The sequence below is a fragment of the Shewanella sp. K8 genome (assembly GCF_028823715.1).
Taxonomy (GTDB): Bacteria; Pseudomonadota; Gammaproteobacteria; order Enterobacterales; family Shewanellaceae; genus Shewanella; species Shewanella algae.
Window position 1 is genome coordinate 1 of the sequence record NZ_JAPEHY010000025.1, and the last position, 14762, is coordinate 14762.

Consider the following 14762-nt stretch of genomic DNA (forward strand, 5'->3'; position numbering starts at 1 on the left):
AGCCCCCTTCTAGGGGGCTGTTCAAAGCCACCTGCTATGCAGGTGGATTTTTTACATCTGTCGAACTGACACTCAGTAGCAGTGATCGAAATGGGCCGTTTCCATACAGAGGTAACCCAACTGCTCGGCCGATAGCGGCGTGATATCCAACACTTTCATTGGAGTGAATTCGGTATCGGTCAACAGACGGATCTGCACCTGATAACTGTTGCTGCGCCCACAGTCGAAACAGACGCCCAAGGCTTGCAGCAGATAATGCGGCTTGCCATCGATTTGGGCTTCAAAGGCCTTTGCCTGTTCGCCCTGCAGCGCCAAAACAGACACCAGGTATCTGACATTATCCCAGGCAGATAACCTTAGCGACTCACAGGCTTGCAGTAGGGTTTCTGGCGTGTTTTGCATCTTGCTCTCCCGCGTCAAAGCGGCTGTTAGCCCAGCAGCAGATAAAAATCCCTGCCGCAAAGGGTGACAAAGTCCAGGGTGTGCATGCGGCCATCCCTGCTATGGGCACGTATAGACGCCTCGTTGTCCTCGGCGATCAGTGCCAGCCAAGGCGCACTGATGTTGGCTCTGGCGGCGCCGTAAAGCTCATCAAACACGCCCTTGCCACGATAATCAGGATGCACCCAAACCGGGCCGTAATGCAGAGTCTGCTGCCAGTTCAGCCCCAGGTCAAAGCGATTCTGGGCCAGTTGCCGACTGAGGGCCTGACATAAAGGCGAATGCTTGAGTTTATCCCAACTGCCGGTTATCAGATAACCGACTACCTTAGTCGCGTCCAACGCCAGCCACACATGACCGGCGGCCACCAGAGGTTCAAGCTCCTTGGCCGAAAAGCCCTGCCCTTGCATGCCCCGTGTACGCTCTCTGGCACTCAATTCGTCTTGGCCGAAGCGCTGCTCCAGGCTGGCAATCGTCTCAACATCGGCCGCCTCAGCCTGGCGGTATTGCATGGTTTCTGGCATCAAAAAGGCTCAGCAATAAAAGAAGCCGCATTATAGCCAAAGCCTGTTGCAGCCGCACTCGATTTGCGAAATTCCCATACTGCTTCCACACTTAAAGTTGAACTTAAGCCACTCGACTCAGGAAGAGATATGCTCCCGGATACCATAGACCCAGGCAAGAGCCTATTGGAAAATGAAAGCCACAGACTCAACCTTATTCGCTGGATGCATCAATGTGAGCTAATGAAACGTTACTACCAGGCCGACAAAGTCTTTGTGCTGCAAAAGACAGATCAGGGATTCGAAGTCATTGTCAGCGCCGCCGATGCCAGCCACAGGTTCCCGCCCGGCAAGGTATTCTCTGCCGATGAAAGTGTATTCCAGCGTATGGTCGATAGCCCACCCGAGGGCGTTAATCTGGATCTCACCCGTTCCACCAATGATGACAACCCAAAAGAGTTCAGCAATGTCCTGGGGATTCTATCCCGGCCAGTGCTCTGGCCCGACGGCTCGGTATTCGGTTGCCTGTGTGTCATCAATGCCCATGCCAACGAACAACAACACATAAGCCCTTATATGCTGGAGCCGTTCCAAATTCTGCTGCAGCAAGACTTGGCGCTCTTATGCCAGAGTCACAGAATTGAGTCGCTGTCCATGCGCGACCGGGAAACCGGCATGCTCAACCACTACGGCTTTATCATGATGGCACCCAGGCAGCTCAATCTCGGCCGCCGCTTCGGTGCTCATTCAGGCATTATTTTTTTCGAGTTGATACCCGGGATGAATATGGATGCCGAAACGCTGGCACGTCACCATAGAGAACTCGGCAACCTGATCCTCAATACCATAAGAACCGCAGATATCGCTGCCCACTATAACGACAGCCAATATGTCCTGCTGGTGTTTGTCGATCTGGAGCGGGATCTGGAGCATATCATCAAACGCCTTGAACGGCAGATGAGCCAGTTTTCGGCCCCATTACAACTGGACTCCAGCAGTTGCTTTTTCAGCCCTGACTCTGCCGCCAAGCTGGCGCCTATGCTGGAAAGTGCCAGGGCGGGACTCAAGTCATCCAAACAGCAAAAGAAAGAAGCATGAGCCCCTTGATTCAAAGCACAGAAGAGACGTTAAAAAGACCCAAATCCAATAACCGAATTTTTTCATTTTATTAACGCACGCAGTTGGGTATTCTGAGGCAATCCTTGCCATCACAAATACTATAACTATATGCATGCGCAACTGACGGAAAGAACCAGCAGCTTAAGAGACCATCCCAACGACCCTTTGCAGCTCGACCATTGGCAGAGTCGCTTGGTTACTGTCAGAGAGATGTTTCACGCCCAAACTGTGCTGTTACTGCAACATATGCCAGATACCAAGCTGCAGGTCCTGAGCCACAGCCCGGCGGCTGAAATCCCAACTGAATTTGAAGGTATCGCCTCCCTGCTGCAACACTTTGCAGCTAACCCGGCGGAGACCATCAAGTACCCACTTCATTGGTCCGATGGCAAGCTGTTTGGCGAATTACTGATCCTCAATGGCAAACCCAAGGTGGCATTAGAGCAGTTGCAGTCTTTGCTCGAGCCTATGCTGGCGCTGCTCAAGGCCGAGCTTGGACAGTTGCAACTGATGGAGCAGCTGGAGTCTCTATCTCTGCAGGATGAACTCACCTGTATGCTCAACCCCAGAGGCTTTAATCTGTTGGCGCCGAGGCAACTGAGCCTCAGTCGCCGTTTGGGCTCCCATGCCGGGCTTATGCTGCTGGAAGGCAAGGAGCTGGATTCAAACCGCATTGGCGGACTGCAGCAGGATCAATCCCTGAAAATGCTGGCACGGGTGATACTGGAGAACATGCGCGAAGCCGACATCTGTGCCAGATTGAATCACAACCAGTTCATTATTCTGGCATTTGTGGACAGCCAGGCGCACCTGGATATCCTCGCCAGTCGCCTGAAAAAGCAGGTCAGCCGCAGTGATTGTGGCCTGCAGTTATTGGTGGGGCAAAGCTTCTTTGCACCGGACTCCCACTTCGAACTCTCACCCATGTTGGAACAAGCAGAGCAAGATCTGCTGCAATATAAAACTTAACGCCAATCCGGGATAAGCCGCTTATGTTGAGTAAACCAAGCTGCGAACTTGGGCGATTATTGCGGTTTTTGATCCTGAGCCTTGGCCCATTGGATAAAAATAACCACAGGATAAGGGGACATGAATACCAACCCCAAGCCTATCAGTGAGGCAATGGTCAACATTCCGCTGACCTCAAGTGCCATATCGGTCAACATGTAAAGCCCAATGCCGCCAAGCAGCATTAACACACCTATCCAATGTAACAATTTCAGAAGGCCTATCACTGAGTTAGCCCTGGATATCACCCTTCTCCCCCTTTTTAATCCGCGCTATTCTTGTCACACTATAGAGGCTTAATAGACTAATGGAAAAATGACCATGATTAAGAAAACCTTCGTAGCCGCTGCGCTGCTATTTGGTCTGGCTGCATGCCAAACCACCCCGGATACCCAAGGTCAGTATCTGCCACTGGAAGGCAGCTGGCATGTAGAAAGCATTATGGGACAACCCACTATAGATTACAGCCCTGCCCAATTGGTTTTTACCAATGACGGCAAACTGTCCGGCAACAATAGCTGCAATAACTTCTTCGGAACCTATTCCCAGGAAGGTCAGAAGCTGAAACTCTCCCCGGCCGGCAGCACAATGAAAGCCTGTGTCGATGCCCTGATGGCCCAGGAGCAATTGGTGATGCAAGCTTTGCCTCAGGTAACCCAAGGTGAAGTCAGCAATGGCAAACTCTTGCTCAAAAGCGATGACGGCAAGGTGTTACTGCAACTCAGCAGCCTCTGAGTTCTGCCTCAAGTCATAAAAAAACCGCCCTCCGGCGGTTTTTTTATGACTGCAACACACTCTCAGTCGCGCTCATATTGCAAAATTCAGCTGCGACCTTCCTCTGCAGCGCTGACGGCATTCTGCTCGGCTATCAGAGCACTCTGCTGCATATCGGCGTTATAGTGCTCTATATCCAGCTCATTTTCCGACTTGGCAATCACAGTGGTTGCCACCAAGTCGCCGGACACATTCACGACAGTTCGGGCCATATCCAGAATACGGTCGATACCGGCAATAATCGCCACCCCTTCCAGCGGCAAGCCTACAGTGGTCAGCACCAGCGTCAGCATCACCAAGCCGGCACCGGGCACACCCGCAGTACCTATGGAAGCCAAGGTCGCGGTCAGAATAATGGTGATGTAATCCACCCAGGTAAGGTCTATGCCAAAGGCTTGTGCCACAAACAGCGCGGTCACCCCTTGATAGAGGGCGGTACCATCCATGTTGATTGTGGTGCCCAGCGGTAGCACAAAGCTGGAAATCTTCTTGTTCACTCCCAGGTATTCGCTGGCACACTTCATACTGGCAGGCAGACTGCCCGCCGAGCTGGATGTGGTGAAGGCGACCGCCATGGCATTGCTGATCCCCTTGAAGAACTGCAGTGGATTGAGGCGGGCAAACACACTCAATACCAGGCTGTAGAAGCCGACAATATGCAGGAAACAACCGATATAAACGGCAACAATCACTTTAATGAGCGGCAGCAGCATCTCCATGCCGTACTCACCGGCCACCCAGGCCATCAAGCCAAACACCCCATAGGGCGCCAGACTCATTACCATATCGGTCAGCTTGTACATGGCTTCCGCCAGGCTCTCGAATACACGAATCGCTGGCCTGCCATGCTCACCAATCAACACCAGGGCTATCCCCAGTGCCACGGCGAATACTATCACCTGCAGTATCTGCCCTTCGGCCAGAGCCGATACCGGGTTGGTGGGCACTATGTTGATCAGGGTTTCCATTACAGAAGGCGCCTGGGCAGCCTTTTCGGTACCGACCTCAGGGGTCATATTCAGCCCTGAGCCCGGACGTATGACAGAACCGACTATCAACCCCAGGCTGATGGCAATGGAAGTGGTCCCCAGATAGAAGGCAAAAGATTTGAAGCCTATCCGCCCCATCTTGGCGGTATCCTGCATTGAGGTCACACCCACTATCAGCGAGCAGAACACCAATGGCACTATCAGCATCTTGATGGTGTTGACGAACAGAGTCCCTATGGGCTTGAGATAGATGGCATCTTTACCCAGTATCAGTCCGGTACTCATCCCCAGAACCATACCTATCAGTATTTTCAGCCACAGCGGCAGCCCCGACCAGCGTGACCATAGACGGCCGACAAGTGAAGGTTGGTGTTTTGACATGTGTAAACCTTGATATTTGAAAAAGAGAGGGGCCATATCCTTGGCGGATGGCCGAGATCAGACATCAAGGCCGGTGCGCGAGTTTAGCACAGCTCGCCTGCAGCAAGGATGATCTGTATCACGCTGCCCGGTTGCAGGTTTGAGTTACCTTGAGCCGTTATCTTGAGCCGAGCCAGGGTAATCCAGGTAAAACCGGAAATGACGACTTTTAATCCAGTCCCCCTTTGCACCAACATAGAACTGCTGATAAATTGTGCCCGCCCCTACGAGCATGCAAGCAAACAGAACTCAAAGGAATAACTATGCTAATAAGAAAAGGTACCCCAAAAGACACCGAGGCCCTGGTGGCTTTCAACCAGGCGATGGCTCAGGAAACAGAAGGATTGGCACTGGACAGTGACACCCTGAGCAGGGGCGTCAGCACCCTGCTGGAAAATCCCGCCAAAGGTTTTTATCTGGTAGCAGAAATCGAAGGTGAAATCGCAGGTTCCTTGATGGTTACCTTCGAGTGGAGTGACTGGCGCGCCGCAGACTACTACTGGATCCAGAGCGTCTATATCAAGCCGGAGCACAGACAAAAAGGCATCTATCGCGCCCTGTATCAGGAAGTCAAGACGCTGGCCGAAAAGCAAGGTGGGGCAGCCAGCTTCAGGCTCTATGTGGAGCAGGAAAACACCCGAGCCCAACAAGCTTACCAATCACTGGGCATGAGTCAGAGCCACTACCTCATGTACGAGGAAAAGCCTGCCTAAGTTCAGCGCAAATATAGGTTGTCACGTTAACCAGGCCACTTTGACTGAGTTGGCAACCACAAGTAAAAAAATGCCGCTCATCGAGATGATCGGCATTGAAGCTGAAAGAATAGCGCTTAACGCTCGAGCGTCAGTTCCATCTTGGATACGGTTGCCGCATCAATATCCGCTTCTTTGAACAGCAAGGGACGGAAACGTTTCTCACTGGAGTAGAGCGCGGTCTGATCGGCAAACTCGGGACGCAGAATATTGCTGGTCTCTGAGTAGGTCAGTATCCCTCTCGCCTCCGGGCCCTCATCGGCAAAGCTCACCGCCATCATCCAGCTGGAGCCATAACGAACCTGATAGCCCTTGGCGCTCAGACCGGAATCCAGCGCTTTGCCGCTCAGAATATCGGTTGCCGGAGCGTAAGAGTGCTGCGGGATAAGCGTGTCGTCACCACTGGTCTTGGTGGAAAATACGTTGAAACCACCCTCGGCATGATGACTGCCGGGCCAGGGCAAACGCACGCCACTGGCACTGCCATCCGGCAATGAACGCTCGACAAACTGCACACTGCCAAGGGGCGCATCGACGGCAAAACCGGCCGCTTCCAGGTTGAGCGCGGCATGTGCCAGCGCGATGAGCGCCGAACCGTCAGAACTCAGTCCTGTGGGAGTGGTCGCCGGCTGCAAATAATCAAAGCCTTGGGTCAACATGGTTTTGTCATTGAACAGGTGGGCGAATTCCCGAAGCAAGGCGCCACCTTTACTGTCGTTGTCCTGATGACCATTCCAGGCCTTGAGCGCCGCGCAGGCAGCGCTGATATCCTTGGCAAAGGTACCGACCATTACAGGTTCACTGCCCTTGGCCTCACACTGGGCAATCAGATCATCCAAAACCATTTCGGCCAGATAGCTGCGGTTGTTGAGCACTGCCGCCTCCAGTTCATCCAGGTTGAACTTGCTATCACTACCGGCGGCATCACCAAGCAGCTTGAGCCCCATGCGGGTTCTCATACTCAGTTGGCCACGCTCCGGGCCGTACATGGGGGAGAAATACTCCAGCGGCTCGGCCGGGTTGGTAGACCAGAAGGAGTTATTGGAGTTTTGCACAAAGTCTGTGCGTTCCAACTTGGGCGCCCGCTCGAAAGGCGTGGGGCCATCGAAAGCGAACAGTGAGGTATTGCCCGGCAATATGGTAAAGCCCGCCTGCGCCTTGGCCGCCTTGATCTCAGGGGAAGTCTTCAGCAATACCACAGCCGCCTCGGATAATCCCGGCACGGTAGAGTCATCGATATAGAAGGCGTTACCTTCCCTGTCGGCATACATGGTGTTATTGAAGATCATGCCGTCATAGTCTTTAAATGCCTGCACAAACTCCTGTTTGTTGGTGGCCATGTTCATCGCCAGCCAGTGATCCACGGGATCCATGGTCGCCATGTTGGCATCCTGCAACATAAAGGCCTGGCCATCATCCCAGCCAAAAGGTGCCTGGGTGGCAGGCGCTTCGACTATAGGTCCCTTGGGAGTGGTATAGATATCTTTTTCGGCTACCAGCATACCCGCCGGACCGGCATTGACCAGCACCTGCACGGTTTCCTTGCTGATAGGCATAGGCTCACCGTCAAACAGATACTGCATTCGGTCGCCGGAAACCAGCTCCAGGTTATAGACCACAAAATGTTCGGCGGTGGAGAAAGTATGGGTCCAGGCGAGATCTTTGTTGAAACCAATATTGATTGGGCCCGGCATGCCGACCAGAGAGCCGCCCATCACATCCAGGTGTCCGGGAATGGTGGCATGGGACTGCCAGAACCTCAGGTTACCCGTATGCGGGAAGTGCGGGTTCCCCAGCACCATACCCTTGCCGTTTTCCGTCTTGTCTTTGCCAAGGCCCCAGCCGTTGGAGCCCAGTTCACCCGGGTTGGTCTCCGGGGTTAAAATATTGGCGGCTCTGGCAATCAGCTTGCTGTTGATGTCATTGACAAAAGCGGTCTGGGCGGCAGAGGCAGGAGCCGGGCCGACTATTCGCGGCAAATATTCATCACCATCACCCGGATTGGCGTAAAAGATCAGATCCAGGAAGTTGGCCGCCCCCGGTAACAGGGCAATTGAAAACAGGTAGGTCACCACATCTTCAGCTTCAATAGGCTTGACCCAGGGCTGCCCGGCACAGAAGGGCTCGGCCTGTTGCTTGCCTTCGGCCACATCGCTCAAATACCGGTTGTAGCCGGCGACAAACCCGCTGATCAGTGCCCGGGAGTTTTCGCTGAATTCAGGCCATTTGGCCTCGGCCTGAGCTCTGACCTTGAGCGCCTTGTAGGCGAAGTCGGAGATCAGGTTGCCATTGTCTTCCCGGACCGGGATCCCTGTGGTGAAGTCCAGGCTGGCATGGGGGCCGAAATACATGGAACGCTCTGAGTTGGCCTTAACAAAGCCATCGGCCAGGATGCACAGATTGTCCTGAGCCTGCACATAGCCGTTACCGAATCCCAGGCTTTCCAAATTGTCGGCTTGAATGTGAGGTACACCGAAACTGGTGCGCCGAACGCTGACCGAGAGCTTGCCGTCCGGTGCAAATGCCTGCAGTGTGTTGTCGACCGGAGGCGGGTTCTGATCATTGTCGTCATCCGAACAGCCAACGAGTGCCAGGGTGCCTGCCAGCCCCATGGCGTACATGAGTTTGTTGAATTTCATTATAATTATCTCTTTTTTAATGCCATTTATCCGACAAGGCCCAGCCCCTTGAACAATACAACTCCCCAAAAGCCATACGGGTCTGTCGTGGCGCTTATGTCGTGTCCCTCGGTGCATCTTGCGTTGTGATTTATGGCACGTCACAATGACGCCCAACTCAAGGTCGCACCTCCGACCATTTAAACAATGATTTAAACGGTCGTCCACATTAAAGATCCATCAAATAAACAAACATGAAACAAAAACAGTTACAGATAGTGGTGGGTTCTACCAACCCGGTAAAACTCAAAGCCGCAGAGAATGCGGTTCGCGCCCTGCATCCCGACGCCGAAATCCACTGCCAAGCCATGAAGGCGCCATCCGGTGTGGCGGAGCAACCCATGACAGATGCCGATACCCGCCAGGGAGCCATCAACAGGGTGGAATGGTGCAAGGCGAATGCAGATGCCGATTACTATCTGGCAATGGAAGGTGGGGTGGATAATTTTCCCCAGGGGCCGGCCACCTTTGCCTATGTCGTCATAGCCACCAAAAAACGCCTCTGCGTCGGCCGCAGTGCTCACCTGCCCCTGCCGCCCAAGGTTTATGCCGCGCTCAAGGCCGGTGAAGAACTGGGGGATGTGATGGATTCGCTGTTCAATACTGTCAATGTCAAACAGGCAGGTGGCGCCATAGGGCTCTTGACCCAGGGGCATGCTACTCGCGAGAGTATTTATCACTCGGCCTTGCTGCTCGCATCGGCGCCACTGCGTTACCCGGAGCTTTACTGATACCAGTCACCGCTGTTATTAATAACGGCGGTGTTGTTGACCGCCCCACCTCAATCTTTCCCAAGCGACCTGTGTAAATGCGGGACAATTACCAAACCCAGCTGTTGCAAATAGATACAGACTGAGCTAACTTGAATTCAGAATTAGTTGCTTATCGCAACCATTTTATCTTTTTGCGAGGTATCCCCTTAGATGTCCCTCAGTACAAAACCGCTAAATTCGGGCTCATCCAAGCCTGATGTTAAAGAGCCGGGCAATCGCCAGGAAGCATCTCAGGATGAACTGGCCCAGGTCAGCCCTGTGCTCAGACACCTGTCTCGTCATCTGGTACGGCAGCTGGGTATGTTGTCCGGTGCCTGCGGGCAACTGCCGCTGACACCTGTGCAGGCACACACACTACTGGAGCTGGGACAGCAAGATCTCAGCATTAAAGAACTGAGTAGCCTGCTCAATATCGATAAATCCAATGCCAGTCGTGCCGTCAGTCATCTGGTCAAGAAACAACTGGCCCAAACCAAGGCCAATCCCAGAGACAATCGTTGTCTGCAGGTCAGTCTGACTCCGGCCGGGCATAAGATGTTGAAACAGCTGGATAACCAGCAGGATAATCAATTTGCTGACATTCTTGCCCAGTTGGCACCGAGTGAAGTGACCCAGCTGGAAGCCAGCCTGCGCTGCTACAACAAGGCGATTACCAAAGCCAAGAGCCAACAGGGGGTGGTAATCAGGCCACTTCAGGCGGCAGACGATGCCGGGCTGGCCGCCGTGATACGTGCTGTATCGGCCGAATATGGCCTGACTCCCGATAAGGGTTACAGTGTGGCCGACCCGACCCTGGATCACCTGAGTCGCCAATATGGCCAGCCAGGCAGCCGGTATTGGGTAATTGAAAAACAGCAGCAACTGCTTGGCGGTGCCGGCATAGCACCCTTGCCCGGCGAAAAGGGCGTATGTGAGTTGCAGAAGATGTACTTTATGCCCGCACTGCGAGGCCTGGGGCTCTCCCGCCGTTTGGCACTGCAATGCCTCAGCTTTGCCCGCGAGCAGGGATATAAGGCCTGCTATCTGGAAACCACTAAACTGTTGCCGGAAGCGCTCGGCCTCTATGCCAGTCTGGGCTTTACCGTCCTGCCCAAGCCCCTTGGCAATACCGGCCACAGCGCCTGTGAAATTCCCATGTTGCTGACACTCTAGCCGAGCAAGCCTCTAACCAAGCAAGCCGCTGCCACCGGAGGCTCTGGTGGCAGCTACGGCCCTCGCTGAAAAAGCGCACCAACACAATAGATGCAATGCCGCTGTGATTGCTGCAGCTATTCCCGGAGTGTGACTTTGGCAATCTGTTCGCCTGCCCAAAGTCCTCAATTACCACCTCTCCCTTGATTGATTCGTCAGCAATGGCGTTATGCAACAGATTGAAATCCAAACCATACTTCCCATTCCTGCACTTCCCGCTCAACAAACTGAAAAACAACAAAAGTGACACGAAAACGGTTTTATTTATTGACAATCAACCTCTGTCACTTGTTAGCTTGCAGATAAGGAAATTAGCGGGAGCTTTCAATGGAATACAGACGTATCCCCCACTCCACTCTGGAAGTGAGCAAACTGTGCCTCGGCACCATGACCTGGGGCGAGCAAAACAGCCAGGCCGACGCCTTCGCCCAGTTGGATATGGCCCTAGCCGAAGGGATTAACTTTATCGACACTGCCGAGATGTATCCGGTGCCGCCCAAACCCGAGACTCAGGGTGAGACCGAACGCATCCTTGGCGCCTATCTCAAGGCCCGAGGCAACAGAGATAACCTGGTGATTGCCACCAAGGTGGCGGCTCCCGGCGGCAAGAGTGACTATATCCGCAGCAAGATGGCACTGGACTGGCGCAATATCCAGCTGGCGGTGGATGCATCATTGCAGCGCCTGGGCGTAGACTGTATCGATCTCTACCAAATCCACTGGCCCCACAGAAACTGTAACTTCTTCGGCGAACTCTTCTATGAGCAGCAGGAGCAGGAGTCGATGACCCCCATCCTGGATACCCTAGAAGCCTTGAGCGAAGTGATCCGCGCCGGCAAGGTGCGCTATATCGGGGTCTCCAACGAAACCCCATGGGGCCTGATGAAATACCTGCAACTGGCTGAGAAACACGGCCTGCCGCGGATTGTCAGCGTGCAGAACCCCTATAACCTGCTGAATCGCAGCTTTGAAGTGGGCATGAGTGAAATAAGCCACCGCGAAGAGTTACCGCTGCTGGCCTACTCGCCATTGGCCTTCGGTACCCTCACAGGCAAGTACTTAAATGGCCAATGGCCAGAAGGCGCCAGGTTGACCCTGTTCAAGCGCTTCGCCCGCTATACCGGCACCGAGTTGGCGCTTGAGGCCACCGAGGCCTACGTCAAGCTGGCCCAAAAATTCCACCTGAGCCCGGCACAGATGGCACTGGCATTCGTCAACTCCCGTCCCTTTGTGGGCAGCAATATCATAGGCGCCACCAATCTGGAGCAGTTAAAGGAGAACATTGCCGCCTCGCAGCTTAAGCTGAGTGATGAACTGCTCGGTGAACTCAACTCGCTATCGAGCCGCTTTCGCCTGCCCTGTCCTTAAGGGCTAGATATTTCGCCTTGCATTGGGCGCACAAATCCATAAAGATCTGTGCGCCCTTTTGATTGAAGATCCACAGCAATGAGCACTCCACAGTTGCGCGCCCAGTTTCCCGCGCTCACCCAGATGTTGGGGGATTATCCCCTGGTCTATCTCGACACGGCCGCCACCAGCCAAAAACCCCGGCGGGTGCTGGAAGCGATGGCGCATTTTTACCGTGAAGATTGCGCCAATGTGCACAGAGCGGCCCATCAGCTTTCCGCCCGGGCAACCCAGGCCTACGAAGCTGTGCGTGATGCCTTGCAACAATTTATCCATGCCGCCCGGCGGGAAGAGATCATCTTCACCCACGGCACCACCGAAGCCATCAACCTGCTGGCCTGGGGCCTTGGCAAGCGCTTTGGCAAGGATGACCTCATTCTGGTCGACAGCTGCGCTCATCACGCCAATCTGCTGCCCTGGCAACAACTGGTCAAACGCAGTGGTGCCAGGCTGGAACCCATTCCGCTGGATAAAGATCTGCGCCTCGATAAGGCGGCCTTTAGTCTGCTGCTCCAGCAAAAGCCCAAATTGGTGGCCCTCAGCCATATTTCCAATGTATTGGGTACGGTCAATGACATACAAGCCTTGTGTCAGGATATTCGCGCCGCCGGCGCCATCAGTGTGGTGGATGGTGCCCAGGCCGTCGCCCATCTGCAGTTGGATATGCAGCAACTGGGGTGCGACTTTTATGCTTTTTCCGGCCACAAGATGTATGGCCCCAGCGGCATAGGCGTACTCTGGGGCCGCTATGAATTGCTCGACACCTTGGAGCCACTGCTGACCGGCGGTGAGATGATAAAAACCGTCAGTTTCCAAGGCAGTACATTTGGCGACTTGCCCAACCGCCTCGAAGCCGGCACCCCGCCGATAGCCGAGGTCATAGGTCTGGGAGAGGCCGTTACCTTTCTCGAACAGCAGGACAGACAAGCCCTGGCACTTGCCGAACAAAAACTGCTGAACAAGCTGCAACAGGGGTTATCCGCCATTGCCGGGGTCGAACTTTACGGCGCCCACGGGGATAATCTGGGCGCCGTGGCCTTTAACCTCAGGGGTGAGCATCACCAGGATGTAGGCATACTGCTGGATCAACAAGGCATAGCGGTACGCTGCGGCCATCATTGTGCCATGCCACTGATGTCGCTGATGGGTATCAAGGGCTGCTGCCGGGCCTCTGTGGGGATCTACACTGATGAGCAAGATATCAAACGTTTTCTCGATGCCCTGAGGGCAAGCGCCGAGCTACTGGGATATTGAACCATGACAGAAACACTCACTGCTGCCGACTTTATTCAATTTGCCAAGCAAACCCAGGCGCCCCTGGCCGACTTATTTGAAGCCGTCTCCTCGGCCAATAATTGGCAGGACAGATACCGCCAGTTGATGCAAGGCGCTAAGCTGTTGCCGGCCCTGCCACCCGAATTGCAAACAGAAGCCGCCCGGGTACGCGGCTGTGAAAGCGCCGCTTGGCTCTACCACTGCCAAGTCGATGGTAAGCATCTGTTTATTGCCGACAGCGAGGCCCGCATCGTCAAGGGGCTGATCGCCTTGTTGCTGCATGCGGTGAATAACAGCGACAGCCAAACCCTGGCGCAATTTGAGCCCAAGGCTTATCTCAAACAACTGGGTTTGGAGGGGCAACTGAGCCCATCCCGCAGCAACGGCCTCTATGCCCTGATAAGCAGAATCATCGAGCTCAGCCGAGGGTAATGCCATGCTGCTTTTTTCAGCGCTTCAACTATCAAGCTCACATCGGAGAATAATTTTGCGGCCTGGTCGGCATTTTTCCAATTAAGCTTCCCTTACCATCTGGTTCCAGAGTCGGAGCGTAGCTCAGCCCGGTAGAGCGCTGTCTTCGGGAGGCAGGGGTCGCAAGTTCGAATCTTGTCGCTCCGACCAATCAAACCGCTATCCAAGCGGCATAAAAACTCAAGGGCAGGTTCATCGAACTTGCCCTTGTTGTTTCTGCTCCGTCACACTGCCACAACCATCATCAAGCCGGCCAGCAACAAGCAAGTGCCGAGCACGTATTGCAGCTGCTTCTTGGCCAACACTTTACAGGTTACCTCCCCCACCATGCTGAGGATCAATACCGTTGCGCCTATTCCCACCAGATAGCCCAAAAACAAATTGGAACCACTGAGGGTCCAGTCGGCCACACCCAGATTGGCACTGCCCAGGGTATAGCCATGGGCGAATGCCAACATGGCGACCATGGCCGCGGCGACATGGGTAGCAAAACAGATATTGCCGGCAATCAACATGCCGAGCACAAACATGGACAGGAGAACAAAGGACTTGCTGACGATAAGCGCCACCGAGGTTTGTGCCATCAGGGTACCGGCTAACATCACCAGCACAAACGAGAGCGGCACCGCCCACAAGGCTTTACCGCCAAGCTGCGCCGACCAGACACCGACGCCAACGGCCACCAGCAGACTGGCTACCAGCATCAGGGGGTTGAGTTGCATCACCTGCTCGGGAAAGCGTCCCACAACCCCCAGCGAAAACAGCAGACTGGCGCCAATACCCAGGAACAGCCAAGATCTGCCAGCAAACAAGGACCGCATCATAAGCACCTCTCACTTGCCGAGTGACTACGCTTTAACCTTATACCTTACGGTAAAAAAATGCTTGACCTGGCACAAATTCCTGACAAAAAACCGACCTTTAATTGACTTGCATAACACAGACTCAGGACTTACTATCC

Annotated in this window: 15 protein-coding genes and 1 tRNA gene; 10 read left to right on the plus strand and 6 right to left on the minus strand. The window is 54.1% G+C overall.

The window, feature by feature from the left end; genetic code table 11:
• Window positions 1-72: 72 nt before the first annotated feature.
• Window positions 73-402, minus strand: coding sequence for a hypothetical protein (locus ON072_RS13915; protein ID WP_025010014.1), 330 nt, complete (start codon window positions 400-402; stop codon window positions 73-75).
• 26 nt (window positions 403-428) lie between these two features.
• Window positions 429-965, minus strand: a complete 537-nt coding sequence (locus ON072_RS13920; protein ID WP_144379933.1) for a GNAT family N-acetyltransferase — start codon at window positions 963-965, stop codon at window positions 429-431.
• Between the two features lie 129 nt (window positions 966-1094).
• On the opposite strand from ON072_RS13920, the gene ON072_RS13925 reads away from it, so the two are divergent.
• Together ON072_RS13925 and ON072_RS13930 are read left to right on the plus strand one after the other, a co-directional pair.
• Entirely contained in the window at window positions 1095-2042 is a 948-nt protein-coding gene (locus tag ON072_RS13925) for a deoxycytidine triphosphate deaminase (protein WP_028780191.1), read from the plus strand.
• Window positions 2043-2171: 129 nt separating this feature from the next.
• The gene (locus tag ON072_RS13930; protein WP_208155777.1) at window positions 2172-3032 is read left to right on the plus strand and encodes a GGDEF domain-containing protein; all 861 of its coding nucleotides are present in this window, start codon (window positions 2172-2174) and stop codon (window positions 3030-3032) included.
• Between the two features lie 56 nt (window positions 3033-3088).
• Here ON072_RS13930 and ON072_RS13935 read toward each other — a convergent pair whose 3' ends face one another.
• Window positions 3089-3298, minus strand: coding sequence for a hypothetical protein (locus tag ON072_RS13935; RefSeq protein WP_234520348.1), 210 nt, complete (start codon window positions 3296-3298; stop codon window positions 3089-3091).
• Between the two features lie 94 nt (window positions 3299-3392).
• Between ON072_RS13935 and ON072_RS13940 the strand changes: the two genes are divergently transcribed.
• Window positions 3393-3806, plus strand: coding sequence for an META domain-containing protein (locus ON072_RS13940; RefSeq protein WP_025886935.1), 414 nt, complete (start codon window positions 3393-3395; stop codon window positions 3804-3806).
• 86 nt (window positions 3807-3892) lie between these two features.
• On the opposite strand, the gene ON072_RS13945 is transcribed toward ON072_RS13940, so the two are convergent.
• Complete coding sequence (locus tag ON072_RS13945) at window positions 3893-5215, minus strand: dicarboxylate/amino acid:cation symporter (protein WP_107110214.1); 1323 nt, start codon at window positions 5213-5215, stop codon at window positions 3893-3895.
• A 302-nt stretch (window positions 5216-5517) separates the two neighbouring features.
• Here ON072_RS13945 and ON072_RS13950 point away from each other — a divergent pair, with 302 nt between their 5' ends.
• On the plus strand, window positions 5518-5967 hold the full coding sequence (locus ON072_RS13950; protein ID WP_028780194.1) for a GNAT family N-acetyltransferase: 450 nt from the start codon (window positions 5518-5520) through the stop codon (window positions 5965-5967).
• A 116-nt stretch (window positions 5968-6083) separates the two neighbouring features.
• On the opposite strand, the gene ON072_RS13955 is transcribed toward ON072_RS13950, so the two are convergent.
• Window positions 6084-8645 (minus strand): acylase, encoded by a 2562-nt coding sequence (locus ON072_RS13955; RefSeq protein ID WP_144379932.1) that lies wholly within the window; start codon window positions 8643-8645, stop codon window positions 6084-6086.
• A gap of 233 nt (window positions 8646-8878) precedes the next feature.
• Here ON072_RS13955 and yjjX point away from each other — a divergent pair, with 233 nt between their 5' ends.
• The 6 genes from yjjX (at window position 8879) to ON072_RS13985 (ending at window position 13951) form a co-directional block, all read left to right on the plus strand.
• On the plus strand, window positions 8879-9415 hold the full coding sequence (gene yjjX / locus ON072_RS13960; protein ID WP_071238566.1) for an inosine/xanthosine triphosphatase: 537 nt from the start codon (window positions 8879-8881) through the stop codon (window positions 9413-9415).
• A 192-nt stretch (window positions 9416-9607) separates the two neighbouring features.
• Window positions 9608-10609, plus strand: coding sequence for a bifunctional helix-turn-helix transcriptional regulator/GNAT family N-acetyltransferase (locus tag ON072_RS13965; RefSeq protein ID WP_144379931.1), 1002 nt, complete (start codon window positions 9608-9610; stop codon window positions 10607-10609).
• 366 nt (window positions 10610-10975) lie between these two features.
• Window positions 10976-12016 carry an NADP(H)-dependent aldo-keto reductase gene (locus tag ON072_RS13970; protein WP_096142348.1) on the plus strand — a complete coding sequence of 347 codons (1041 nt, stop codon included), beginning with the start codon at window positions 10976-10978 and terminating at the stop codon, window positions 12014-12016.
• 78 nt (window positions 12017-12094) lie between these two features.
• Window positions 12095-13309, plus strand: coding sequence for an aminotransferase class V-fold PLP-dependent enzyme (locus tag ON072_RS13975; protein ID WP_096142349.1), 1215 nt, complete (start codon window positions 12095-12097; stop codon window positions 13307-13309).
• 3 nt (window positions 13310-13312) lie between these two features.
• Window positions 13313-13762 carry a SufE family protein gene (locus ON072_RS13980; protein ID WP_025886931.1) on the plus strand — a complete coding sequence of 150 codons (450 nt, stop codon included), beginning with the start codon at window positions 13313-13315 and terminating at the stop codon, window positions 13760-13762.
• Between the two features lie 112 nt (window positions 13763-13874).
• Window positions 13875-13951, plus strand: a tRNA-Pro gene (locus ON072_RS13985).
• A gap of 74 nt (window positions 13952-14025) precedes the next feature.
• Here the strand turns inward: ON072_RS13985 and ON072_RS13990 are convergent.
• A complete protein-coding gene (locus ON072_RS13990) occupies window positions 14026-14625 on the minus strand; it encodes a HupE/UreJ family protein (protein WP_261752929.1) in 600 nt (199 codons plus the stop codon).
• Window positions 14626-14762: the final 137 nt, after the last annotated feature.